The organism is Pseudomonas aphyarum (genome assembly GCF_028657055.1).
Classification (GTDB): domain Bacteria; phylum Pseudomonadota; class Gammaproteobacteria; order Pseudomonadales; family Pseudomonadaceae; genus Aquipseudomonas; species Aquipseudomonas aphyarum.
The window spans coordinates 316,445-339,048 of record NZ_JAMDGS010000005.1; the positions used below are offsets into that span (position 1 = coordinate 316,445).

Below are 22,604 nucleotides of genomic sequence, written 5' to 3' on the forward strand. Positions count from 1 at the left end.
CGTGTTTCAGTTTCCGGGCCAGAAAGCCCCATAACCTTCACCAGCAGTAAAATCCGCACCCTCAATGTGATAAACCTGCGGTTCCTCCGAAAAATACCCCTCCAGCCCCAACATAAAGACCCTGTGATCCTCCCCCGCCTCAAAATCCGTGTGAGCCTCAAGCGATTCCCATCGCACGATCAGATTGAACCGCTCCGGGTTTTCAATCCCCTGCGCAAGCATGTGCCCGCCATACCCCGTTGCGCGGCGGAGCAAAGGGGCGACCTCGGCAAATGCACGTCTGAACTCATCAATGCGTTCTGCGTGAACAGGCAACAAAGCGATCTCATAAATCATGACGCATCCCCCACAGAACCCGAAAGAAGTGACGGCTCGACCGCAATCGCAATTTTCCCCTGAAGACCGTTGTTGGGACTTTCCAACCGAGCATGGGCCAGCGGAATCTCCGCAAGTGAATACACCGCGCCAACATGTGGCCGCAGTTGACCGCGCTCCACCAGGGCACTCAACTCATCGAGCTTGCCGCGGTTCTGGCGGGTGAACACGAAGTGGTAGCTCGCGTTCTTGCCCCAGGCCTGAACCAGGTTTTGTGGTTTGGCGATGTCGACGATCGAGACCACGCGGCCAAGTTGCGCGAGGGCGTCGGGGCTGCGCGTCAGGGTGTCGCCGCCGATGGTATCGAACACCACGTCCACTCCGAGGCCATTGGTTTCTCGCAGGATGGCGTCGACGTAGTCGTCCTTTTCGTAGTCGATGATCACGTCGGCGCCCATGCGGCGGACGAACCCGGCGTTTGCTTCGCGTGCGGTGGTGAACACTTTGGCGCCCATCGCTTTGGCTAGCTGGATGGCGACGTGTCCGACGCCTCCTGCGCCACCGTGGATCAGAATGCTCTCCCCCACTCTGAGCGCTGCCCGCACGACCAGGGCTTCCCACGCTGTCCCGCCCACCAGGCTCAGACTGGCCGCTTCGAGATGGCTCAGCGAGCGCGGCTTTTTGCCGATGATGCTGGCGGACGCCACGTGGTACTCGGCATAGCTGCCGGGGCCGTCGAAGATTTGCGGCGTGTACCAGACTTCATCTCCGGGGGCGAAAGCCGTCACGCCCGGGCCGACAGCTTCGACTACGCCGGAGACGTCATGTCCGGTGATGGCCGGCAGTTGCACCAGGTCGGGATAGTCGCCGCGTCGGACTTGATAATCCAATGGATTGATCGAGGTAGCGTGTACCCGGACCAGCACTTGCCCCGCTTCCGGAACAGGTTTTGATACGTCGCAGAGTTCGAACGATTCCGGGTTGCCAAATGATTCAAGCAGCATCGCTTTCATGGTGAATCCTCGTATCGACAATAAGGGATATCGAGATATCTCGATATCATGCGGTAAATTTTTTTACAGCTCTTTCCCTATGACCTCGGCCAAAGCACTGATGTTGGCTTCATTGCGCTTGTAGTAGGTCCACTGACCGATGCGCCTGACTTCAACCAGGCCCACACGCTGCAGCGTTGCAAGATAACCGGACACCGTTGACTGCGAGAGTCCGATGCCCTCTTGAATACTGCTCACACACACGCCCACCGTGTGAACATCGCCCTCATCCTGCGGGGGGAAGTTCTTTACGGGGTCCTTCAAGCCTTTCAGGATTTCAAGCCGTACCGGGTTTGAGAGTGCTTTGAATACTTCGATCAGGTCCATGCCGCGAGAATATCGAGATTATTCGATATGTCAATACGCTGATTGACCAACGGAAAACAGTCCGGCCTGTCTTCTGCTGCGTTTCATATGAATCAACGCGGTCCGCCCACCACCCGGCGAAGCTCGCTCCTCGATATCGAACGGCACAAACCCAAGCGTCGGATACAACAGCAACCCGGTCGTGTTTTCGTTGAAACAGGACAACTGCACCTCATTGGCGTCCCAACGCTCGAAGGCCAATTCAGTCATGGTCTCGACAATAAACCGGGCCACGCCTTTGCCCCGGGCACTCGGTGCCACGATCACATTGCCGATGCAGCAAATACCCTGGCGCTCGGCGCGATAGAAGTTGGCGAACCCGACAATCTCACCATTGGCCTCGACCACCGTGGAGTCGAAACGTTGACTGATCGCAGCGCTCATTTGCGCTTCCGTTAGCGGAAATTCCGCCTTCGGAAACATGAAATACAACTCCTGAACGCCCTGCGGAAAACTGCAAATCGTTTTGACGTCGTCGGCTTGAACTGGCCTGTGTTTCAAGTTCATCGCTGCCCTGCCCTCACTTCTTGCCGTTTGCCAGATGATGAGCGACCAGCGCGTTCGCATGCCCATGGCCCATACCGTGTTCAGTCTTGAGCCAGGCGACCAGCTCCATGTGTTTTTTGTCGGTGACGGTGGCCAGCAGATTCAGCCAGTGGTCGATGGGCTGGCCGTACTTCTTTTCGATTGAAGGAAAGTAGGATGCCGGGCCTTTTACTTTTGCGTCTTCGCTCATGCTGCAAGCTCCCTGTTTGCGATGGAATGTCATGACCCCAAAGATTGAAGGCCATGACGTTCATGCAGTCCAGTACGAGCAGGCTGATACGTCAGGGCGCAACCATCGGCGGCACACGTTTTTGCAGCCCGGCGGGTTCAACACCAGACCGCGACACCGTCTCCGGAACCGCCACCCAAAGCAGCAACAGCGCCGCCATCGCCACCCCCGCCAAGGTCAGGAACGCAGCGCTGTACCCCGCCTCCTGCACCACAATCCCCGCCAGGCTGTTGCTCAACGCCGCACCCAAACCAAACACCGTCGAAATCGCCCCAAGGCTGACATTGAAATGCCCGGTGCCCAGCGTGAGGTCTTTCACCACGACCGGAAACAGCGCGCCGAAAATCCCCGCGCCGATGCCATCGAGCAACTGCACCGAAACCAGCCACCACGGATCGTTCGACAGCACATACAACACGCCACGCAGTGGCAGGATCAGGAATCCCGCCAGCAGTAACGGCTTGCGCCCCCACACATCGGCCTTCGCGCCCACCAGCAGCGCGACCGGCACCATCACCAGTTGCGCCGCGACGATGCAGGCGGACGTGAGTGGCGTGGCCATCTGCAGATTGGCCTGCGCCAGTTTCTGACTCACCAACGGCAGCATCGCCGCGTTCGCCAGATGAAACAGCGCACAGCAAATCGCGAACATCAGCAGCGGTCGGTTGGTGAGCAATACGGAAAACCCCGAAGGCTGCTTGCCCTGCCCCGTTTCGCTGGGCTCCAGGCCTCGGGCGAGATCGTGGTCGATCGCGTCTGCCGATACAAAGGAAACGGCAATCACACTGGCCAGTGCCATGACCGCCATCAGATAAAACACGGCGACCGGGCCGAACAGGTACGCGGACAAACCGGCCAACAAAGCCGCACAAGCGTTGCCGGCGTGGTTGAAGGTTTCGTTGCGCCCGGTTCTTCGCGTGAAGGCACGAGGCCCGGTGATCCCGAGAGTGATCGCGCAAATGGCCGGCGCGAAAATCGAAGCGGCGACGGCACTGATGGCTTGCGTCAGCGCCACCAGGCTGAACGACGTCACGAACGGCAGCAACAGGCAGCTTGCGGTGACAACCAACGCAGCAATCGCTATCAGCGCCCGTTTGAAGCGTGTGCTGTCGACCAGCGCGCCTGCCGGGGTCTGCGTGATGAGCGCGGCGATCCCGGCAATCGTCATGACCAGACCAATGCTCGCCGGCTCCCAGTGGTGAACCGCCAGCAGATAAATCGCGAGATAAGGACCGAGCCCGTCACGCACGTCGGCGAGGAAAAAGTTCAGGCTGTCGAGGGACAGGTTATTCCGGCGATCGAGGTGAGTGGCCACGGGTAACGTCTTCGTTGTCGAGGTTCTGCGAGATGACTCAACCTCCGCAAATCGAATGACCTTTTGCCGGGCGTTTTAGTTGCATGAAACAGCCGTCCGTTACTGGCCCATCAATAACTCGCGCTCACCTTCGCACAACCCCACGACGTAATCCCAAACCACCCGCAACCGCACCGACTTATGCAACTCCCGCCGCGTACTGATCCAGTAACTGCGCTCGATGCTCTCAACCGGCAACAACGCCACCAGATCCGGATCCGACGCGGCCATGTAACAAGGAAGAACGGCGATGCCGAGACCTGAGCGCGCCGCCTGCTGCTGGGCAATCACGCTGGTGCTGTGAAACACAACACGAGGATTGCGGCAGAAGCTGTTGAGAAACATCAGCTCCTGACTGAACAGCAGATCATCGACGTACCCGATCCACGCATGCCGTCCAAGATCCTCGCGACTGCGCAGCGGCGGCGCATTGTCGAGATAGGCACGGCTGGCATAGAGCGCGAGCCGGTAATCGGTGAGTTTGCGGGTGACCAGCATGTCTGCCGCCGGCCGTTCCAGGTGAATGCTGATTTCCGCCTCGCGATTGAGGATGCTGACGAAGCGCGGCACCGCCACCAGCTCCACTTCCAGCCCCGGATAACGCTCGAACAACCCGATCATGCGGCTGGCCAAAAACATGATGCCCAGCCCTTCCGTCACGCCGACGCGGATCTTGCCCAGGGGCGCCGTTGACTGAGTGATTTCCTCTTGGGCCAGCAGCGCGACGTTTTCCATAGCTTCGGCATGTTTGAGCAGCGCCTCCCCCGCTGGGGTCATTTCATAGCCCTGGGCGTGCTGGACGAACAGCGCGGTGCCGAGGCTTTTTTCGATGGCCTCGATATGCCGGGCGACGGTGGCGTGCGTGGTGTTCAGGCGGCGGGCAGCGGTGAGCAGGCGGCCGCTGCGTTGCAACTCGAGAAAGAACCGCAGGTCGTTCCAGTCGAACATGGCTTGTCCTTGTCGGCTATCGTCAGGAAGCGCTGTTTGAAAACGCACAGCGGCTGCGCAAAAATTAACATTCTTTTGACGAAAGCTAACAACTAGGATGACTGACAACAAAAACAATAAGCGAGGTCAGGGAATGCAGACTTCCCTCGATGAATTCGATTACATCGTGGTCGGCGCCGGGCCGGCCGGGTGTTTGCTGGCCAATCGGCTGTCGGCGGATCCGCAGCAGCGCGTGCTGTTGCTGGAGGCCGGCGGGCGCGACAACTATCCGTGGATTCACATCCCCGTGGGTTACCTGTTCTGCATCGGCAACCCGCGCACCGACTGGTGCTTCAAGACTGAAGAACAACCGGGCCTCAATGGCCGCGCACTGAGTTATCCGCGCGGCAAGGTGCTGGGCGGCTGTTCGTCGATCAACGGCATGATCTACATGCGCGGCCAGGCCAACGACTACGACGGCTGGGCTGCCGAGGGTAATCCGGGCTGGGCCTGGAACGACGTACTGCCGCTGTTCAAGCAGAGCGAAAACCACTTCGCCGGCGCGGCGGACTTTCATGGCGACAAGGGTGAGTGGCGGGTCGAACGCCAGCGCCTGTCGTGGCCGATTCTCGATGCGTTCCGCAGCGCTGCCGAACAGAGCGGCATCGCCAGCATCGATGACTTCAACCAGGGCGACAACGAAGGTTGCGGCTACTTTCAGGTGAACCAGAAGGCCGGGGTGCGCTGGAATGCGGCGAAAGCGTTTCTGAAGCCGATTCGCGATCGGGCCAATCTCACGGTATTGACCGAAGTCGAAGTGGATCGCGTGTTGTTCGAAGACGGTCGCGCCTCGAAGGTCAGCGCCCGTTGGCAAGGCCAACAAAAGAGCTTCAAGACGCGCAAGGAGATCGTGTTGTGCGCCGGCTCCGTGGGTTCGCCGAGCATTCTGCAACGCTCTGGAATCGGCCCGCGCCCGCTGCTGGAAAAGCTCGGGATCGGCGTGGTGCATGAACTGCCGGGCGTCGGCGGCAACCTGCAGGATCACCTGCAACTGCGGCTGATCTACAAACTGGAAAACGCCCGCACCCTCAACCAGATCGCCGGCAGTGTGTGGGGCAAGATGGGCATGGGCCTGCGTTATCTGTACGACCGCAGCGGGCCGTTATCGATGGCGCCGAGTCAGCTGGGCGCGTTTGCCCGCTCGGGGCCTGAGCAGACCTCGGCCAATCTCGAATACCACGTGCAACCGCTGTCGCTGGAGCGCTTTGGCGAGCCGTTGCATAGCTTCCCCGCGTTCACCGCATCGGTGTGTGATTTGCGGCCGCAGAGCCGGGGCCGAATAGAGATCCGCTCCGCCGATCCGCAAACAGCGCCGCTGATTCAACCCAACTACCTCAGCCATCCCGAAGACCTGCGTGTGGCCGCCGATGCGATTCGCCTGACCCGGCGCATCGTCAGCGCCCCGGCCCTGCAAGCCTTCAATCCGGTGGAATACCTGCCCGGCGCCAGCCTGCAGACCGAAGAACAACTGCACGAAGCGGCGGCGAAGATCGGCACGACGATTTTCCATCCGGTCGGAACCTGTCGCATGGGCAACGACGCGGACGCTGTGGTCGATGCTCAGTTGCGCGTGCATGGCGTACCGGGGCTGCGGATTGCCGATGCGTCGATCATGCCGCGCATTACCTCAGGCAACACCTGTTCGCCTACGCTGATGATTGCTGAAAAAGCGGCACAGCTGATCCTCAACCCAACCGCCCGGAGTTTTCCCGCCGAAGAAAAAGCACTGACCGCACTCTCTTGACCAAAGGAACAGCGGCGCACGCCCACAAGGTCGGCGCCGACAGTGGAAACAACAAAAACAATCACTGTGAGGGATACCGATATGTCAGAACACGTTCAGCCTCTGGACGCCGTGCGCAGCACGGACGCCAGCCCCGATACCCGAAAGGTCATCTTCGCCTCGTCCCTGGGGACGGTGTTCGAGTGGTATGACTTCTTTCTCTACGGCGCCCTGGCGGCGGTCATCAGCAAGCAGTTCTTCGCCGGGGTCAACGACACCACCGCGTTCATCTTTGCGCTGATGGCGTTCGCCGCAGGCTTCATCGTACGGCCGTTCGGGGCGCTGGTGTTCGGTCGGTTGGGGGACATGATCGGGCGCAAATACACCTTCCTCGCGACCATCATCCTGATGGGCGTGGCGACGTTCGCCGTGGGCCTGCTGCCAACCTACGCCAGCATCGGCATCGCGGCACCGATCATTCTGGTAATACTGCGCATGCTTCAGGGCCTGGCCCTCGGCGGCGAATACGGCGGCGCCGCGACTTACGTGGCGGAACACGCGCCGATCGGCAAGCGCGGTTTCCACACCAGCTGGATTCAATCCACCGCGACCCTCGGTCTGCTGCTGTCACTGCTGGTGGTGCTCGGTTGCCGCTACTTCACCGGTGATCAGTTCGAAGTCTGGGGCTGGCGCATTCCGTTCCTGCTGTCGATCGTGCTGCTGGGGATTTCCACCTGGATTCGCCTGAGTCTGCATGAGTCGCCGGCCTATCTGAAAATGAAAGAGGAAGGCAAAACCAGCAAGGCGCCGATCCGCGAATCTTTCGGCAAATGGGAAAACCTCAAAGTCGTGCTGATCGCCCTGTTCAGCATCAACGCCGGGCAAGCGGTGACCTTTTACGCCGCGCAGTTCTACGTGCTGTTCTTCCTCACCCAGTTCCTGAAAATGGACCCGGCGGTGGCCAACAGTCTGTTGATCATCAGCGTGGTGATCGGGGCACCGTTCTTTATCTTTTTCGGCTGGCTGTCGGACAAGGTCGGACGCAAACCGGTGCTGATGCTCGGCCTGTTGCTGGCCACGGCGCTGTACTTCCCGATCTTCAAATCCCTGGCCCACTACGCCAACCCGGCCATCGACCATGCCAGTCAACAGGCACCGATCACCGTGGTGGCAGACCCGGCCACCTGCACCTTCCAGTTCGATCCGGTGGGCAAGGCCAAATTCGACAGCCCTTGCGACAAGGTCAAGACCTTCCTGGTCAAACAAGGCCTGCCCTACTCCAGCGTCGCCGCCCCGGCGGGCAGCGCGGTGCAAGTGAGCGTCGGCGATGTGAAGCTCGACGGCTTCGACGAGGCAGCACTTCGCGGCGCCATCACCCTGGCCGGCTACCCGCAGCAGGCCGATATGCAGCAGATCAACAAACCGATGATCGTGGCCTTGATCGTCGCCCTGATCATCATCTCCGCCATGTGCTACGGCCCGCTCGCGGCGCTGATGGTCGAACTGTTCCCGACCCGCATCCGCTACACCTCGATGTCCCTGCCATACCACATCGGCAACGGCTGGTTCGGCGGTTTCCTGCCGACCGTTTCGTTTGCGCTGGTGGTGTACACCGGGGATATTTTCTACGGGCTGTGGTACCCGGTGCTGATTACCGGGGTGAGCCTGGTGGTGGGGATGATCTGTCTGCGTGAGACGAAGAATATCGATCTGGACAAGAACTGATCCTGAAGCCTGTGGCGGGGGGTTCACCCCCTCGCCACAACCTGTCTGTCAAACCTCCGCATCCAGCAATTCAAACTTCACCTGATCGGGATAGAAAGCCACGTAGTCCTTGATCTGGCTGACCGAAATCTTTGGATGTTCGTACGTCCACACCGCGTTCGCCCCTTCATGCCCCGGGACTTGCAGGCTGAAATAGTTGGCGTCGCCCTTGTACGGACAGTAGGTGGTGTGGTCGGTGCGGGCGAAGTATTTTTCGTCGATGTCTTCGCGCGGGATGTAGTAGACCGGCGGGTAATTGGCTTCGAGCAGCACCAGCGCTCGGGCCGAGGCGGCGACCTGTATGCCGTGGAATTTCACAAGCAGGCAGCCTGGCTGCTCGGCGATGGTGATGACGGGATTGGGACCGGAAGTTTTCATCGGTTTCTCCTGACTGCGGCGAAGGCACCGGTTCAGGTATAACCCATGCGCGGGAATCTCGTCGGGTTCGCAGCCGAACGGCTTAAAAGCCCCTCACCCCAGCCCTCTCCCAAGGGAGAGGGAGCCAACCGCATCGTCTTTCGTGGTACATCGACCTGAAAAACCGTGTCGATTATGGATTCGGCACAGCCTGCTCAGGTCGATGTATTTCTTCAGCAACCCCCAATCGGTCCCCTCTCCCTCTGGGAGAGGGTTAGGGTGAGGGCCGGCGATTCACGCCATTACGCGACAATATCTGTCGCCACGGCCTGCCCCACCACACCCACGGCGAAGTCCACCGAACCCTGGCCAGTCAGGTCGATCATCAGGCTGGTCTGGTTGGTCTGTTCGAAGTACGTGAGGATCGCGTCCCCGGCATGCCCGGTGAAGCCGCTGACGAAGTTCAGCGTGGCCGCGCCGGTGGCGAACCCGGCGATGCCCGACAGGTCGATCTTGTCCAGGCCGCTGGTGAAATCCATGATCCAGTCCGGCGCGGTCATGGTCGAGTCGCTGGCCGCGCCGAACACGAAGGTGTCCGCGCCTTCACCGCCCCACAGCGAATCACCGCCGCCACCGCCGTAAATGATGTCGTTGCCGGCACCGCCGATCAGGTCGTTGGCCGCTGCGTTGCCGATCAGCAGGTCATTGCCCGAACCGCCAATGGCGTTTTCCACGGTCACGCCGTGGGCGATGGACACGTTGCCCACCAGACCGCCGACATCGGAGAACGAGCCTTCGTTGAGGTTGATCTTCTGGTTCTGGCTGAAGCCGGAGAAATCCAAGGTGTCGTTGCCGCCGCCGTCCCACACCGAGAACACCACTTTGGAGGTGTTCGAGGTGGCGCTGTAGAAGTCGCGATCGGCGTTGGAGTTGAAGCCGTACACGGTGTTGTCGGCACGGGTTTCGAAGTTGGCGCCGTAGAGTTTCTGCACCGCGACGATGTCGTCCATCAACGGTGCCGAGGCGTAGGCGCCGCTGCCGTCCTTACTGAAGTTCTGGTCGGTGTTGGCTTCGCTCCAGTAGCTCATCAGGCTGTAGCCACGGGTGTCTTCGGCGTACTTGGCGTCACCGTAGGTCGGGTTGCCGTTGCCGGCGTTGTAGGCGCCCGGGTGCGACAGGCCGAGGGTGTGGCCGATTTCGTGGGTCAGGGTCTGACGCCCGTAGTTGTTGGTGTCCGGGGTCTTGTTGACCTGGTACTGATCGTTGATCAGGTACCACGACTGACCGTCGTAGCTGCTGCCCTGCGGCAGGTAGGCGAACGCTGCGCCGCCGGTGCTGACGTCGTAGTTGCCGAAGGTCATGTGGCCGTCACCGCCCTTGCCTTCGGTGAAGGTCACGTTGGCCACGTCCGACCACGATTGCATCGCCAGCACGGCCTGGGCTTTTTGCTGGGCGCTGAACTCGCTGAAGTTGCCGAGTTTGGGGTTGTAGTTCGACGGTTTGTCGGTCAGGAACGTGTAAGTCAGATCAATCTTGCCGTCGGCGTTCTTGTCCTGCCACGACATGCCCTTGCGCAGGATTTCGTCGGCGGCCTGGTCGGCGGTGAACGACGGCTTGCCGTTGACGGTCCCGGTGCCACGGTCATACAGGTGGCTGAAGGTGTCGACGGCGGTGAAGGCGCTGCTGGCCTGAGAGGAAGGTTGAGACATGGTGTACGTCCTTGTTTCTGAAGAGTCAGTGTCAGACAGAAAAGCGGCGATCTTCTGGCGAGATCGTCCTGTCACTCGCCCTGTTAGGCAGATTGAACCTGCCACAGCCGCCAACGGGGGCGCTAATCAATTTCTCGATAGCGTCCCGGATTGCCCCGACGCGCGCTGTCATGACCGGCAATCCTTTTATCTGTATATCCATACAGATAAAAGTTGCCCGAACGCCCGACTCAGGCCATCCTGTGCGCCTCTTCGGGCAATGATCGACGACGGTGGTTATGCGGCTGTACCTCTGTGAAAAACCCTCCCAGGCCAAGGATATTGCGGCCGTGCTCGGCGCCAAGCGTCGGGGCGACGGCTGCTGGCTGGGAACGGACGTCACGGTGACCTGGTGCATCGGCCACTTGCTGGAAACCGCGCCGCCGGACGCCTACGACGCCAAATACAAGCGCTGGGTGCTGGCGGACCTGCCGATCATCCCCGATAAGTGGAAAATGACCGTCAAGCCGCGTACTGCCAGCCAGTACAAGGCGGTGAAACGGCTGCTGGGTGAGGCCAGCGAGTTGATCATCGCCACCGACGCCGACCGTGAGGGCGAGATGATCGCCCGGGAGCTGGTGGAGCATTGCCGCTATCGCGGGCCGATCCGCCGCTTGTGGCTGTCGGCGCTGGACGAAGCTTCGATTCGCAAGGCGTTGGCAGCGCTCAAACCGGGGGCTGAAACCTTCAGCCTGTATCACTCGGCACTGGGTCGCTCGCGGGCGGACTGGCTGATCGGGATGAACATGAGTCGGCTGTTCACCCTGCTCGGCAGGCAATCCGGCTATCAAGGCGTGTTGCCGGTGGGCCGGGTGCAGACGCCGACGTTGCGGCTGGTGGTGGATCGCGACCGCAGCATCGCCGATTTCGTGCCGGTCGCGTATTGGGCCATTGATGTGCAACTGCTGCACAACGGCACACCATTCACGGCGCAGTGGCGTGCACCGAACGATGCCTGTGACGATCAGGATCGCTGCCTGAATCAGGCCCTCGCCCAGCAAGCGGCTGCGGCGATCAGCAGCGCTGCCAGTGCCCGGGTTGTCAAGCTGCGCACCGAACGCATGCGCGAAGTGGCGCCCCTGCCCTTCGATCTGGGCACCTTGCAGGAAATCTGCTCGAAGAAGCTCGGCCTCGGCGCCCAGGAAACCCTCGACATCGCCCAGGCCCTCTACGAAACCTACAAAGTCATCACCTACCCGCGCAGCGATTGCGGCTACCTGCCCCTGAGCCAGCACAGCGAAGCGCCGGGGATTCTCGCGGCGCTGCGTCAGGCCGACCCGAGCCTCGAAGCGTTGCGTGAGCATCTGGAGCCACAGCGTCGCTCCCGCGCCTGGAACGACGCCAAGGTCAGCGCCCACCACGGCATCATCCCGACCGCTGCCGCGAAAAATCTCGAACGCCTGACCGGCAAGCACCGCGCGGTCTACACGCTGATTCGCGCACGGTACCTGGCGCAGTTCCTGCCCAATCACGAATACGACCGCACCCAGGCCGATTTCGATTGCGCCGGTGAAGCCTTGCGCGCGGTCGGCAAACAGATCATCGAGCCGGGCTGGAAACGCGCGTTGCCCGAAGCGCTGGCCCCGGCCAAGGGCCGTGAAGCGCCGGCCCCGCAAACCTTGCCGACGCTCACCCAAGGCGCCGAGTGCGCCGTGGCGGACGTGAAGCTCAAGGACCTGTGGACGCAGCCACCCAAGCCCTACACCGAAGGCGACCTGATCAAAGCGATGAAGAACGTCGCCAAACTGGTGGAAGATCCGCTGCTCAAGCAGAAACTCAAGGACACCACCGGCATCGGCACCGAGGCCACCCGCGCCTCGATCATTCAAGGGCTGCTGGATCGCGGTTATCTGGTGAAGAACGGCAAGGCCCTGTCCGCCACGCCCGCCGCTTTCAGCCTGATCGACGCCGTGCCACGAGCGATTGCCGACCCCGGTACCACGGCGATCTGGGAGCAGGCGCTGGACATGGTGCAGAGTGGCGAGATGAGTCTTGAAGAATTCGTCACCAAGCAGGCCGCGTGGATGAGCAAACAAGTGACCCGCTGCGCCGGACTGAGCCTGACCATCAGCGGCCCGCCGCCTGCCGGCAAGGGCGCTGCGCCGTGGAAGAACAAACGCAAGACCGCCCGGCGCAAAACCACCGGAACCAGCAAGCGTGCGGCAAAACCGGCTGCCAAATAGCCCACTGCACGCTACTGTTTCTGCAGTGATGGTCAGGAGGCAGCGGCATGTCTGTCATCGAACTGCGCGTCGCCCGGCGCGACGAACTGGACACCCTCGAAAACCTGATGCAGTTCTACACCTATGATTTCAGCGAGTGGCTGCCGCTGAAGCTCGGCGGGCATGGGTTCTTCCCGATCCAGTTGAAAGACGATTACTGGCGTCAGCCGGCGACGCGGCCATTCCTGATCCACGTTGACGGTGAACTGGCGGGATTCGTGACCGTGGATGACCACCTCCTCATCGAAGGCGCCGACTACAACATCGGCTATTTCTTCGTCAGCCGACGCTGGCGTGGCCAAGGCGTCGCGCAGTTTGTCGCCTCTGCCCTCTTGAGCCACCTGCCCGGTCGATGGCAGATTTTCCATGTCGACGCCAACCTGCCTGCACAGCGGTTCTGGACCCGGCTCATCCCCGAGCTGAGCGGCGGCGACTTTACCCGCCAGACTAAAACCGTGGACGGCTATCCCTGTACGTTCTACTGCCTGCGCAGCCTTTCTCCCGCTGCCTGAACGCCGCTTTTTTCATTCCAGAATGACTTTGTCCGACAATATGTAGTGAGCAAAAATAATCACTACAAAACCGTTGACGGAGTCGTTTTGCTTTTGCATGATGCAGACGTCTCCCCGATCGGGAGCACTGGTAACACGCTTGAGCAAGCTCGTCTGACCGCCGAGCTGTTTTTTCCGGATACACGCTGCCCACAAGGCAGATTGAAGAAGCTGACCTGGCCTGAACGTCCAGTACAAGGACGAGAAGCGCTGGCGAAAATTCTCAAGACGCTTGTGGTCGACCCTGAAAACGTCGTCAAGGAGCCTCCCGGTTTTCGCTGCTTCTCCTCGTTGTGACGCTATTGCGTAGCAGTTATTCAACACGACTACATGCAACAGACGCATGACCCCGTACTTCACACGGGCGACCGCTGACGTCCTGGTTTCGGTGCCAGGGATCAACTAACCGATGGGCTACCTGTATTAGCGAATCAACTTTGAAAGATCACCAGACTGGTCAAGGGGCAATATCATGAATCTGAACAATCAACCTACTATCGAAGAACTGGCTCGTATGTTCGCTGCGCAAAAAGACAGCCACGACAGCCATATTCTGTGGATCAGCAAGTCGGGTCAGGTCCATATCGACTGCCTGTCGCCCCATGCTGGTGAAGAAGAGTTCGACCGGAACAACCAGAACCTGCTGGCCCGCCTGAAGATGTACCGCCGCGGCCACGGCTATGTCGGCAAGAAAGCCGCGGCCGACAAGGACTTCATCGGTAATGTTCTGCAAACGCTGAAACAGGCGTGGGACTCGATGCAGAACAACAACGAAGTTCGGGTGATTGATCGGTTCTACTGAGTTCTGACTTCAATAAACAAAAGGGCCTGCTTCCGATAAGGAGCAGGCCCTTTTTTGTGTCTGGCGCTAGTTATTTCGTGTATTTGAGATCCGACCCCCTCACCCCAACCCTCTCCCCCAAGGGGGCGAGGGGGGAAAGGGAGCAGATCGGGGATGCTTCAAAGCCTCAGTCCGACTCAATATTCCAGGTCGCTGAAGCTCGAACATTCACCTCGGTCAGCCCCCTCTCCCTTGGGAGAAAGAAAGGAAGCAGATCGGCGTCTTTCAAACCCTGAGTACGACTCAATTTTCCAGGTCGATGAATCACGAACATTCACCTCTGTCAGTCCCCTCTCCCTTGGGAGAGGGTTAGGGTGAGGGGTTTCCCAGGCCTAGCGCGAGATTCATGAACGCCACCGCCGCCGCACTGTGATAGTTGTTCTGGCGCCGCAACAACGCCGCTCCCCGCTGCGGCGCCTCGCTCTCGACACGCAACCGGCGCAACGCCCGATCCTCCGTCGCAATCGCCTCCGGCAACATGGTCGCAATCGGCGCATGCCGGATCACCTCCAGCAGCGTACTCACCGAATTAACCTCGATCTGCACCTTGGGCGTGATGCCGTGCTGGCGGAAGTATTCGTCGATCGACAGGCGAGTGAAGAAGTCAGGCGCCAGCAAGGCGAAATCCAGCTGCGCAATGTCATCCGGCGTAAGCACAGAAGCACTGTCATACAACGGATGCTCACGCCCGACCATCACCCCCAGCGTCTCGACAAACGCCGGAATGCACTCAATGTCCGGATTGCGCACCGGCGTGAAGGCAATCGCGATATCCAGCGAGTCATCCGCCAGCCCGGCCTCGATGTCATCCATCGACAACTCGAAAATCTCCAGGTGAATCCCCGGATACCGCGCCACGTAGTCACGCACCAACGGCCCGACCAGGTACGCCATAAACGTCGGCGTCATGGCCAGCCGCAGCGAGCCTCGGGACAGATCCTTCACGTCATGCAACGCGCGCTTGCCCGCCTCCAGCTCCACCAGCACCCGTCGCGCGCATTCGATATAGGCCTGGCCGGCGTCAGTCGGTTTGACCGAGCGCGAGGTGCGATCAAACAGATCCACACCGAGGCTTTCTTCCAGTTGGCGGATCTGTTGCGACAGAGTCGGCTGCGACACGTGCAGCGCCTCGGCCGCTCGGGTGAAGCCGCCGTGATCGGCCACGGCCAGCAGGTATCGCAAATGTCGCAGCAGCATGGGACGCTCCATCTATAGGCAGTGCTTATGCTTTGCATTGTATATCGGTCTTGGACGCTATGGATCAATCGGCAGAAGATGAATCCCACACAGCAAGCCAACCCCGAAAGGAGAAGCACCATGCAATCCCAAGCCTACAACGACAGCCGCATCGCCCTGACCACTCGCGCCCTGGATGCCAAGGCTCAGAAAAACCTGTCGTGGCAGGATCTGGCCGACGGCACCGGCCTGAGCCTGGCCTACGTCACCGCTGCCCTCCTCGGCCAGCATCCACTGCCGAAAGCCGCGGCCGAAGTGGTCGGCGACAAGCTTGAGCTGAGCGTCGAAGACGTCGCTGCCCTGCAAATCATCCCGCTGCGCGGCAGCCTCGACGGTGTGCCGACCGACCCGACCATCTACCGCTTCCACGAGATGATCCAGATCTACGGCACCACCCTGAAGGCGCTGGTTCACGAACAATTCGGCGACGGCATCATCAGCGCGATCAACTTCAAGCTCGACATCAAAAAAGTCGAAGACCCTGAAGGCGGTTCCCGCGCCGTCGTTACCCTCGACGGCAAGTTCCTCCCGCTGCGTCCGTTCTGATCCCTCCGGGCCCGCACCCCGCGTGCGGGCCGCCGATCACTAGCTAAGAAGGACACACCATGAAAAACCTGATCGAAGGCTTCCTGAAGTTCCAGAGCGAAGCGTTTCCACAACGCACCGAACTGTTCAAACACCTGGCGACTACCCAAACCCCGGGCACCTTGTTCATCACTTGCTCCGATAGCCGCGTCGTCCCGGAACTGCTGACCCAGCAGGAACCCGGCGAGCTGTTCGTGATCCGCAACGCCGGCAATATCGTGCCGTCCTACAGCCCGCATCCGGGCGGGGTTTCGGCAACGGTGGAATACGCGGTGGCCGTGCTCGGCGTGACCGACATCGTGATCTGCGGCCACTCCGATTGCGGCGCGATGACCGCCATCGCCCAGTGCAAATGCATGGATCACCTGCCCGCCGTCAGCGGCTGGCTGCAACATGCCGAGTCGGCGAAAGTGGTCAACGAATCGCGGCCACACGTCAATGACGCAGCCAAGCTGAGTTCGATGGTGCGGGAAAACGTGATCGCGCAACTGGCGAACATCCAGACTCACCCAAGCGTGCGCCTGGCCCAGGAGAAAGGCCTGCTGAATCTGCACGGCTGGGTGTACGACATCGAGACCGGTTCCATCGACGCGCTGAGTGCCGACCGCCGTACCTTCGTCTCGCTGGCCGAGCAACCGTCGACTTGCGCGGTGTACGGTCAGGCAGTCGATGCTGCTTGAAAACACAACGCCGCGCCCGTCATTGCGACGGGCGCGGCGTTGTTCTGTTCAGCGTTTTACGCCCAGATCGATTTGCGTCATGCGGCTGCGTACGGTGAACACACCGTCGCCAGAGAGGATCGCGCTGCGGGCAAACAACCGGCCGCTTTCCCAGTTCGAAAGGCCCAGTTCCGGCTTGTTCAGCGCGTACTGGCCATCGACCCAACGGGTAATCCCGTTGCCCACGAACGGCGCGTTGACCGCGCTATAGAAACGCTCCTGAACCGCCGCGTCTTCGCTGATCAGCGACACCGTGAACTGCGGGCTGTAGCGGTTGAACAGTGCGATGGCCTGATCCAGATCGTCGACGATCATCAGGCTGGTTTCCGGGGTTTCTTCCCATTCCCACTCGCGGCCCAGTTGAGCTTCCGGCAGCGGTTCGGCCAGGGCTTCGGTCTGGTAACCCTCGGCGCGATAGACCTCGACCGTCGCGTTCTGCCAGTCGCTCGGCAGATAGCTTTCGCTGCCTTCGACGATGTGCAATTTGCAGCCCTGACCGCGCGCGGTACCGGCCTGCTTCAAGGCATCGAGGAATAGCGGCACCAGTTCGGCAGCACGGTCGCGCTGGATCAGGCAGACGTTCAGCGTGTTGCAGACCTTGCGGTCCAGCGAGTTGCGAACCACGGCGGCAAAGCGTTTAGCGTCGGCATCGCGATCAGCAATCAGCCACGCGCCACCGGTGCCGTGCAGGCTGACGGCGGTGCCGGCCTGCTGGGCGATGCTGCCCAACTGGCTGACCGCACGGCCCGAACCACGGGCCACCGCCAGCGACAGACGCCGGTCGGCGAACATTGCCCAACCGGCGGCGTGGTTGACGCTCTCCACCAGCGACACCGCACCCGCCGGCAGACCGGCATCGGCCAGCGCCGGGTTCAAGGCGTGGGTGACGATGGCTTGCGCGGTGCCCAGCGCATCGCTGCCAATGCGCAGCACGGCGGTGTTGCCGGTGCGCAATACGCCAGCGGCGTCGGCGAAGACGTTTGGCCGGCCTTCGAACACGAACGCGACGATGCCCAGCGGTGACACCACCTGCTCGACTTTCCAGCCGTCATGCTCGACGCTGCTGATGACTTTGCCGCGGGTGGCCGGCGCATCACGCCAGGCGCGCAGGCCGGCGATCATGTCGCGGCGCATGCGCTCGTCGGCGAGCAACCGGGTAGTGGAACGACCGCGAGCCTTGGCCCGTTCGATGTCGGCGAGGTTGGCGGTTTCGATCAGTGCCCAGGCGTCCGGGTTTTCCAGACGTTGCGCGAACAAATCAAAGAAGCGGCTGATGGCCTCATCCGATACAGCGGACAACGCGGTAAACGCCGCTGCTGCACGCTCGATCGCCACCGACGCGGCCTGCTGATCCACCACCGGAATCAGCAACAGCTCGCCGCTCACCTGCTCCACCAACAGGTGGTCGCCGGGTCGGAAACGCTCGGCCAGTTCGGGGCTGACCACGGTGACGCGGTTACCGGCGAAAGGGATAGGCGTGCCAGCGACGAGACGTTCGAGCGCGAGAGACATGGAGCGGATTCACCATATTGAGGGCGGCCGGAAAATGTATAGGTTGGCCTCCCTCAAAGCAACACAGGCTCAGAACACTGACCAGCCAATCCGCGAACTGAGCATTTCCAGCGCTGCCATCCCCGCCAGCGAGTTGCCCGCCGTGTTCAGTTCCGGCGACCACACGCACACCGTGAACTGCCCCGGCACCACCGCGACGATGCCGCCACCGACGCCGCTCTTGCCCGGCAGACCGACGCGGTAGGCGAAGTTGCCGGCCTCGTCGTAGAGACCGCTGGTGGCCATGATCGAGTTGACTTGCTGGGTCTGGCGGCGAGTAAGTATCTGCTCGCCGCTGTGCTTGCAGAATCCGTCGTTGGCCAGGAAACAGAATGCCCGGGCCAGGTCGATGCAGTTCATGCGCAACGCGCAGTGGCTGAAGTAGCTGCGCAGCACCGCTTCCACGTCGTTGTGGAAATTGCCGAAGGATTGCATCAGGTAAGCCATCGCCGCGTTGCGCGCGCGGTGCTGGTATTCGGACTCGGCGACCTTGCCGTCGACCATCACCTGCGGGTTGCCCGACAGCCGCCGCACGAAGTCGCGCATCGACAAAGCCGGCGCTGCAAAGCGCGACTGGTTGATGTCGCAGATCACCAGCGCCCCGGCATTGATGAACGGATTGCGCGGACGGCCGCGTTCGAACTCCAGCTGCACCAGCGAGTTGAACGGCTGGCCGGACGGCTCATGGCCCAGGCGTTCCCAGATCGCCTCGCCGGAATGTTCGATGGCCTGCACCAGGCTGAACACCTTGGAAATACTCTGCACCGAGAACGGTGTCTCGGCGTCACCGGCGCAATACATCTCGCCGTCGTTGCCATACACGGCGATGCCCAATTGATTGGCCGGCACGGTGCCGAGGGCGGGAATGTAGTCAGCCACCTTGCCCTGCCCGATCAGGGGCCGGACAGCGTCAAGGATCTCGTTCAACAGCGCTTGCATGCCGGGTTCCGAAGTCACGCCCCATGGGATTGCGGGGACACCGTGGCTAGACGCTGCGCCCGGCAATCGAATCACACCGGCTCTGTGTATCGCAGTGTGTACGGCCCGACGCCCGACACATCCCGCGCACAAATCCGGCCCTTCGCGACACATCACCGATACAGCCCGGCGTTCAAATGAACCTGTCGATCGGCAGCCCCGATCAAGCCTTTGAACTCACCTATCGCATCGGAGATTCACCATGACCAAGCTCTCGAAAACCTCCCTGACTCTGGGCCTGCTGCTTGCCGGTGGCCTGGCCCTGTCCAACGCCGCTTCGGCTTCAGAAGCGTTCAGCGTCAAGCAACTGGATCACGGTTACAGCCAGACCCAGGCCAAGGCCGACTCGGCGGACAAAACCTCGGAAGGCAAATGCGGCGAAGGCAAGTGCGGCGCCGGCGAGTAACCCTTTTTACGGGGCACGTCGGTGCCCCGTTTTCTTTTGAATGAATGGAGCCTTCCCATGACCACAGCTCTCTCGTCGGCCGTCAAAGGCCTGCACCTGAACCTTGACCGCGCCGGCCAGTGGCTCGCGCCGCTGACCTTGCGCCTGTTCATCGCCTGGGAATTTTTCGAATCGGGGCTGGAGAAATTCAATGGCCAGAACTGGTTCGAAGACATTCAGGAGCGGTTCCCGTTTCCCTTCGATCATCTGCCGGCGACGCTGAACTGGGAGCTGTCGATGTGGGCCGAGCTGATCTGCGCGCTGGCGATCCTGATCGGATTCGGCACGCGGATTTCGGCGATTTCGCTGATTGTCGTAACGGTCGTTGCCACCGCTGCCGTGCACTGGCCGGCGGACTGGTCATCGTTGAGTGAGTTGGCTCAGGGTTACGCGATCACCAACAAGGGCTTCGGCAACTTCAAGCTGCCGGCGATTTATTTGGCTGCGCTGGTGCCGCTGGTGTTTGCCGGGGCCGGCAAGCTGAGCGTGGATGCGTGGCTGGCGCGGTTTTTCTGGAAACGCGCCAGCCACTGAGGATCAATGCGCCCGGTCCAGCCCCGCCAGCAGCGCGCTGTCGCGACTGTAGATATCTGGCGCGTAGAGCACGCGGCCCTGGCCATCGACCTGTGCCGTCCAGTAAGTCATGAGGATCGGCACCGGATTGCTCAGGCGGAACTCATGGGTGGTGCCGGTGGCGAGCAAGGTGTCGGTGCGCGCCTTCTCCGCCGGACTGAGCAGGAAATCGCGCAGCTTCATCGGATGCTCGACCCGCACGCAGCCGGAACTGAACGCCCGTGGGCCCTTGTCGAACAGCGCTTTGCTCGGCGTGTCGTGCAGGTACACCGAGAACGGGTTGGGGAAACGAATGACCATTTGCCCCAGCGGGTTACGCGGCCCGGCATCCTGACGCAGGAGGATGTTGCCGGGGTTGTCCCAGTCGATGTCGGCGGCGGCCAGCGGCTGGCCGTTGGCGTCGAGCACTTGCAGGTTCTGGCGGCTGAGGAAGGTCTGGTCCTTGCGGATTTCCGGCAGCTTGTCTTCCTTCCAGATGGTCGGCGGCACGGTCCAGGTCGGGTTCAGTGTCAGGCGCGTGACCCGGGATTTGAGCAGCGGGGTCTGGCGTTCGGCGCGCCCGACCTGGGTGCGGGTCTGCCACACCGGCAGGCCACCCTGATAAAGCGTCAGTTCGGCAGCGGCGACGTTGACCAGCAAACCGTCCGGCTCCATGTCCTGGGCCATCCAGCGGAAACGTTCAAGGTTGACCCGCAACTGTTCGCGACGAGTCAACGGACTGATGTTGAGTTCGGCAATCGTCCCCGGACCCACCACCCCGTCGGCCTGCAACGAATGGTTGGCCTGAAAGCTCTTCACCGCCTCCACCAATACGCCGTGATAAGCGTTGTCCGGGGTGCCGATCACACTGCTCAGGTAGCCTTCGCTGTACAGCCGGCGGGCCAGTTCCGGCACGCGCTTGTCTTCCATGTCCGGACGCAGCAACGGCCCGTTGCCCACCGACGTCCACTGCGGCAAGGCTTTCAGGCGTTGAGCTGCATAGAGATGACGCAGATTCTGATACTGCGCCAGCTGCGGGCGGGCCAGATCGAAGGCGGCCGGAACGTTGTGCACGCCCGGTACGGCGATGGCGAGCAATTCGGCCTGACGGTCGCGTGGCGTTTCGTCGGAATGCCACAGCGGTTCGAAGTGCGATTGCAGCAGGCGGCCGTAGTGCAGATCCTGCAGCGCTTGCAGGTAGTAACGGCTGATCTCGATATCGGCGCACAGCTCGCCGTCCTGCGGGGCGGTGAGCGCCACCGGATAGCGTTTCGGGTTCAGGCCATCGTCGGCCAACAGCTGCAATTGCGCATGCAAGGCCGGCAATTGCCCGCCATCGGCCCACACCGGCAGCCAGTCCTGCTGCTGGTAGAACGCGCGCAACTGATCCAGCGCCGGGCCGCTGAGGCTGGTGCCGATCGTCGGGCACGCCTGGGGCAGGCTGATCAGCGCAGCCTGCAACGGGCTCTGCGGCTCGATGGGCATTTCCGTCGGCACGGGCGGCAGCGTCGGGAGTCCCGGCAACGGCTCTTCGGCGCAAGCGACAAACGGCGCAGCGAGCAAACAAATGCTCAAGTAGCATGCGTACTTTTTGAACAACTGCTTTACTCCAATCCATGGCCGTCTTGATTGACGGTCAACCTTACCTCAGGTGCGGTGAACAGTCAGGCCCGATTCGCGGGCTTGCCGGGAACGACTGGACGTCAGGAGCCTAAGTGCCAAACAAGTAGCAAGTGGAGACTCACTTTAAATGTTGACGTTTTTGCGCCGACTTCTGCTGACTGCCACCGCCATTGGCGTGCTGACCAGTCCAGCCTTTGCCGCCGGCACCTCTTCGCCGGTTCTGTACACCAGCCTCGCGCACGCCGCTCCGGAACTCAATCCCCAGGCGCTGAAAGGTGCCTTGAACGCCATGCAATGTGCGATCAACAACGGCGCGAAGCAGTCCCGTCACCTGGCGATCATCGACTATTCGCAGCCGTCCACCGAGCGCCGGTTGTGGATCTTCGACCTGACCCGAAAAAAACTGGTGCTGCGCGACCTGGTCGCCCACGGCTCGAACTCCGGGGAAAATTTCGCCACCCGGTTCTCTAACCGTGAAGGCAGTTTTCAGTCCAGCCTCGGCCTGTTCCGCACCCAGGAAAGTTACCAGGGTACCCACGGTTACTCGCTGCGCATGGATGGTCTGGAACCGGGCGTCAACGACATGGCCCGTGACCGCGCCATCGTGATCCACGCCGCCGACTACGTGAATCCGTTCTGGAGCAAACGTACCGGCCGTCTGGGCCGCAGCCAGGGTTGCCCGGCGGTGCGACCGCAGGTGGCCAAACGGGTGATCGACAGCCTGAAGAATGGCCAATTCATGTTCTCCTGGTACCCGGATCAGCAGTGGCTGAAATCCTCGCCGTACCTCAACTGCCAGCCACAACAGATCGCGAGCATTCTCAGCACTCACGCCAGCTGAATACTCTGTGGGAGTGCGC

The 22,604-nt window shown here is 61.3% G+C and carries 24 protein-coding genes; 10 read left to right on the forward strand and 14 right to left on the reverse strand.

Annotated elements, in window-relative coordinates; genetic code table 11:
• Positions 1 to 6: 6 nt before the first annotated feature.
• The 7 genes from M5G18_RS08275 to M5G18_RS08305 form a co-directional block, all read right to left on the reverse strand.
• Positions 7 to 336, reverse strand: coding sequence for an antibiotic biosynthesis monooxygenase family protein (locus tag M5G18_RS08275; protein WP_273897480.1), 330 nt, complete (start codon positions 334 to 336; stop codon positions 7 to 9).
• Positions 333 to 1,328 carry a zinc-dependent alcohol dehydrogenase family protein gene (locus M5G18_RS08280; RefSeq protein WP_273897481.1) on the reverse strand — a complete coding sequence of 332 codons (996 nt, stop codon included), beginning with the start codon at positions 1,326 to 1,328 and terminating at the stop codon, positions 333 to 335. Before M5G18_RS08280 ends, M5G18_RS08275 begins: the two co-directional genes overlap by 4 nt.
• Before the next feature lie 63 nt (positions 1,329 to 1,391).
• Entirely contained in the window at positions 1,392 to 1,694 is a 303-nt protein-coding gene (locus M5G18_RS08285) for an ArsR/SmtB family transcription factor (RefSeq protein ID WP_007950555.1), read from the reverse strand.
• A 30-nt stretch (positions 1,695 to 1,724) separates the two neighbouring features.
• The gene (locus M5G18_RS08290) at positions 1,725 to 2,240 is read right to left on the reverse strand and encodes a GNAT family N-acetyltransferase (RefSeq protein ID WP_273897611.1); all 516 of its coding nucleotides are present in this window, start codon (positions 2,238 to 2,240) and stop codon (positions 1,725 to 1,727) included.
• Positions 2,241 to 2,253: 13 nt separating this feature from the next.
• A complete protein-coding gene (locus M5G18_RS08295; protein ID WP_273897482.1) occupies positions 2,254 to 2,469 on the reverse strand; it encodes a DUF4287 domain-containing protein in 216 nt (71 codons plus the stop codon).
• Positions 2,470 to 2,560: 91 nt separating this feature from the next.
• On the reverse strand, positions 2,561 to 3,823 hold the full coding sequence (locus tag M5G18_RS08300; protein ID WP_273897483.1) for an MFS transporter: 1,263 nt from the start codon (positions 3,821 to 3,823) through the stop codon (positions 2,561 to 2,563).
• Positions 3,824 to 3,922: 99 nt separating this feature from the next.
• Positions 3,923 to 4,810, reverse strand: a complete 888-nt coding sequence (locus M5G18_RS08305) for a LysR family transcriptional regulator (RefSeq protein ID WP_273897484.1) — start codon at positions 4,808 to 4,810, stop codon at positions 3,923 to 3,925.
• Between the two features lie 133 nt (positions 4,811 to 4,943).
• Here M5G18_RS08305 and M5G18_RS08310 point away from each other — a divergent pair, with 133 nt between their 5' ends.
• Positions 4,944 to 6,593 (forward strand): GMC family oxidoreductase, encoded by a 1,650-nt coding sequence (locus tag M5G18_RS08310; protein WP_273897485.1) that lies wholly within the window; start codon positions 4,944 to 4,946, stop codon positions 6,591 to 6,593.
• 81 nt (positions 6,594 to 6,674) lie between these two features.
• Complete coding sequence (locus M5G18_RS08315; protein ID WP_273897486.1) at positions 6,675 to 8,297, forward strand: MFS transporter; 1,623 nt, start codon at positions 6,675 to 6,677, stop codon at positions 8,295 to 8,297.
• 48 nt (positions 8,298 to 8,345) lie between these two features.
• On the opposite strand, the gene M5G18_RS08320 is transcribed toward M5G18_RS08315, so the two are convergent.
• Positions 8,346 to 8,714: a DUF427 domain-containing protein gene (locus tag M5G18_RS08320; protein ID WP_273897487.1), complete on the reverse strand. Its 369-nt coding sequence runs from the start codon at positions 8,712 to 8,714 to the stop codon at positions 8,346 to 8,348.
• A 281-nt stretch (positions 8,715 to 8,995) separates the two neighbouring features.
• Entirely contained in the window at positions 8,996 to 10,402 is a 1,407-nt protein-coding gene (locus tag M5G18_RS08325) for a serralysin family metalloprotease (protein WP_127798494.1), read from the reverse strand.
• 278 nt (positions 10,403 to 10,680) lie between these two features.
• Here M5G18_RS08325 and M5G18_RS08330 point away from each other — a divergent pair, with 278 nt between their 5' ends.
• Both M5G18_RS08330 and M5G18_RS08335 read left to right on the forward strand, forming a co-directional pair.
• Entirely contained in the window at positions 10,681 to 12,624 is a 1,944-nt protein-coding gene (locus tag M5G18_RS08330) for a DNA topoisomerase III (protein ID WP_273897488.1), read from the forward strand.
• 47 nt (positions 12,625 to 12,671) lie between these two features.
• A complete protein-coding gene (locus M5G18_RS08335) occupies positions 12,672 to 13,175 on the forward strand; it encodes a GNAT family N-acetyltransferase (protein ID WP_134333908.1) in 504 nt (167 codons plus the stop codon).
• A gap of 12 nt (positions 13,176 to 13,187) precedes the next feature.
• On the opposite strand, the gene M5G18_RS08340 is transcribed toward M5G18_RS08335, so the two are convergent.
• Entirely contained in the window at positions 13,188 to 13,559 is a 372-nt protein-coding gene (locus M5G18_RS08340) for a hypothetical protein (protein ID WP_273897489.1), read from the reverse strand.
• Positions 13,560 to 13,686: 127 nt separating this feature from the next.
• On the opposite strand from M5G18_RS08340, the gene M5G18_RS08345 reads away from it, so the two are divergent.
• A complete protein-coding gene (locus tag M5G18_RS08345; protein ID WP_007950569.1) occupies positions 13,687 to 14,016 on the forward strand; it encodes a hypothetical protein in 330 nt (109 codons plus the stop codon).
• Between the two features lie 348 nt (positions 14,017 to 14,364).
• Here M5G18_RS08345 and cynR read toward each other — a convergent pair whose 3' ends face one another.
• Positions 14,365 to 15,252, reverse strand: a complete 888-nt coding sequence (cynR, locus tag M5G18_RS08350) for a transcriptional regulator CynR (protein WP_273897490.1) — start codon at positions 15,250 to 15,252, stop codon at positions 14,365 to 14,367.
• 120 nt (positions 15,253 to 15,372) lie between these two features.
• Here cynR and cynS point away from each other — a divergent pair, with 120 nt between their 5' ends.
• Together cynS and M5G18_RS08360 are read left to right on the forward strand one after the other, a co-directional pair.
• The gene (cynS, locus tag M5G18_RS08355) at positions 15,373 to 15,837 is read left to right on the forward strand and encodes a cyanase (protein WP_192558292.1); all 465 of its coding nucleotides are present in this window, start codon (positions 15,373 to 15,375) and stop codon (positions 15,835 to 15,837) included.
• Positions 15,838 to 15,896: 59 nt separating this feature from the next.
• Positions 15,897 to 16,556: a carbonic anhydrase gene (locus tag M5G18_RS08360; RefSeq protein ID WP_273897491.1), complete on the forward strand. Its 660-nt coding sequence runs from the start codon at positions 15,897 to 15,899 to the stop codon at positions 16,554 to 16,556.
• 48 nt (positions 16,557 to 16,604) lie between these two features.
• On the opposite strand, the gene M5G18_RS08365 is transcribed toward M5G18_RS08360, so the two are convergent.
• Together M5G18_RS08365 and glsB are read right to left on the reverse strand one after the other, a co-directional pair.
• Positions 16,605 to 18,107 carry an aldehyde dehydrogenase family protein gene (locus M5G18_RS08365; RefSeq protein WP_273897492.1) on the reverse strand — a complete coding sequence of 501 codons (1,503 nt, stop codon included), beginning with the start codon at positions 18,105 to 18,107 and terminating at the stop codon, positions 16,605 to 16,607.
• Positions 18,108 to 18,176: 69 nt separating this feature from the next.
• Positions 18,177 to 19,085 (reverse strand): glutaminase B, encoded by a 909-nt coding sequence (gene glsB, locus M5G18_RS08370; RefSeq protein WP_273897493.1) that lies wholly within the window; start codon positions 19,083 to 19,085, stop codon positions 18,177 to 18,179.
• 241 nt (positions 19,086 to 19,326) lie between these two features.
• Here glsB and M5G18_RS08375 point away from each other — a divergent pair, with 241 nt between their 5' ends.
• Both M5G18_RS08375 and M5G18_RS08380 read left to right on the forward strand, forming a co-directional pair.
• Positions 19,327 to 19,530 carry an HvfA family oxazolone/thioamide-modified RiPP metallophore gene (locus M5G18_RS08375; RefSeq protein ID WP_273897494.1) on the forward strand — a complete coding sequence of 68 codons (204 nt, stop codon included), beginning with the start codon at positions 19,327 to 19,329 and terminating at the stop codon, positions 19,528 to 19,530.
• Positions 19,531 to 19,587: 57 nt separating this feature from the next.
• Positions 19,588 to 20,103: an HvfX family Cu-binding RiPP maturation protein gene (locus M5G18_RS08380; RefSeq protein WP_273897495.1), complete on the forward strand. Its 516-nt coding sequence runs from the start codon at positions 19,588 to 19,590 to the stop codon at positions 20,101 to 20,103.
• A gap of 3 nt (positions 20,104 to 20,106) precedes the next feature.
• On the opposite strand, the gene M5G18_RS08385 is transcribed toward M5G18_RS08380, so the two are convergent.
• Positions 20,107 to 21,720: a L,D-transpeptidase family protein gene (locus tag M5G18_RS08385; protein WP_273897496.1), complete on the reverse strand. Its 1,614-nt coding sequence runs from the start codon at positions 21,718 to 21,720 to the stop codon at positions 20,107 to 20,109.
• A 151-nt stretch (positions 21,721 to 21,871) separates the two neighbouring features.
• On the opposite strand from M5G18_RS08385, the gene M5G18_RS08390 reads away from it, so the two are divergent.
• Positions 21,872 to 22,585 (forward strand): murein L,D-transpeptidase catalytic domain family protein, encoded by a 714-nt coding sequence (locus tag M5G18_RS08390; RefSeq protein WP_007950579.1) that lies wholly within the window; start codon positions 21,872 to 21,874, stop codon positions 22,583 to 22,585.
• Positions 22,586 to 22,604: the final 19 nt, after the last annotated feature.

Excerpts from the sequence above, each read along its gene's own strand:
- M5G18_RS08280 (WP_273897481.1), bottom strand. The coding sequence starts at position 1,328 with ATGAAAGCGATGCTGCTTGAATCATTTGGCAACCCGGAATCGTTCGAA.
- M5G18_RS08325 (WP_127798494.1), bottom strand. The coding sequence starts at position 10,402 with ATGTCTCAACCTTCCTCTCAGGCCAGCAGCGCCTTCACCGCCGTCGAC.
- M5G18_RS08380 (WP_273897495.1), top strand. The coding sequence starts at position 19,588 with ATGACCACAGCTCTCTCGTCGGCCGTCAAAGGCCTGCACCTGAACCTT.
- cynS (WP_192558292.1), top strand. The coding sequence starts at position 15,373 with ATGCAATCCCAAGCCTACAACGACAGCCGCATCGCCCTGACCACTCGC.
- M5G18_RS08340 (WP_273897489.1), bottom strand. The coding sequence starts at position 13,559 with ATGCGTCTGTTGCATGTAGTCGTGTTGAATAACTGCTACGCAATAGCG.
- M5G18_RS08365 (WP_273897492.1), bottom strand. The coding sequence starts at position 18,107 with ATGTCTCTCGCGCTCGAACGTCTCGTCGCTGGCACGCCTATCCCTTTC.
- M5G18_RS08310 (WP_273897485.1), top strand. The coding sequence starts at position 4,944 with ATGCAGACTTCCCTCGATGAATTCGATTACATCGTGGTCGGCGCCGGG.
- M5G18_RS08315 (WP_273897486.1), top strand. The coding sequence starts at position 6,675 with ATGTCAGAACACGTTCAGCCTCTGGACGCCGTGCGCAGCACGGACGCC.
- M5G18_RS08305 (WP_273897484.1), bottom strand. The coding sequence starts at position 4,810 with ATGTTCGACTGGAACGACCTGCGGTTCTTTCTCGAGTTGCAACGCAGC.
- M5G18_RS08335 (WP_134333908.1), top strand. The coding sequence starts at position 12,672 with ATGTCTGTCATCGAACTGCGCGTCGCCCGGCGCGACGAACTGGACACC.
- M5G18_RS08275 (WP_273897480.1), bottom strand. The coding sequence starts at position 336 with ATGATTTATGAGATCGCTTTGTTGCCTGTTCACGCAGAACGCATTGAT.
- M5G18_RS08290 (WP_273897611.1), bottom strand. The coding sequence starts at position 2,240 with ATGAACTTGAAACACAGGCCAGTTCAAGCCGACGACGTCAAAACGATT.
- M5G18_RS08320 (WP_273897487.1), bottom strand. The coding sequence starts at position 8,714 with ATGAAAACTTCCGGTCCCAATCCCGTCATCACCATCGCCGAGCAGCCA.
- M5G18_RS08390 (WP_007950579.1), top strand. The coding sequence starts at position 21,872 with ATGTTGACGTTTTTGCGCCGACTTCTGCTGACTGCCACCGCCATTGGC.
- M5G18_RS08360 (WP_273897491.1), top strand. The coding sequence starts at position 15,897 with ATGAAAAACCTGATCGAAGGCTTCCTGAAGTTCCAGAGCGAAGCGTTT.
- M5G18_RS08330 (WP_273897488.1), top strand. The coding sequence starts at position 10,681 with ATGCGGCTGTACCTCTGTGAAAAACCCTCCCAGGCCAAGGATATTGCG.
- cynR (WP_273897490.1), bottom strand. The coding sequence starts at position 15,252 with ATGCTGCTGCGACATTTGCGATACCTGCTGGCCGTGGCCGATCACGGC.
- glsB (WP_273897493.1), bottom strand. The coding sequence starts at position 19,085 with ATGCAAGCGCTGTTGAACGAGATCCTTGACGCTGTCCGGCCCCTGATC.
- M5G18_RS08375 (WP_273897494.1), top strand. The coding sequence starts at position 19,327 with ATGACCAAGCTCTCGAAAACCTCCCTGACTCTGGGCCTGCTGCTTGCC.
- M5G18_RS08285 (WP_007950555.1), bottom strand. The coding sequence starts at position 1,694 with ATGGACCTGATCGAAGTATTCAAAGCACTCTCAAACCCGGTACGGCTT.
- M5G18_RS08345 (WP_007950569.1), top strand. The coding sequence starts at position 13,687 with ATGAATCTGAACAATCAACCTACTATCGAAGAACTGGCTCGTATGTTC.
- M5G18_RS08295 (WP_273897482.1), bottom strand. The coding sequence starts at position 2,469 with ATGAGCGAAGACGCAAAAGTAAAAGGCCCGGCATCCTACTTTCCTTCA.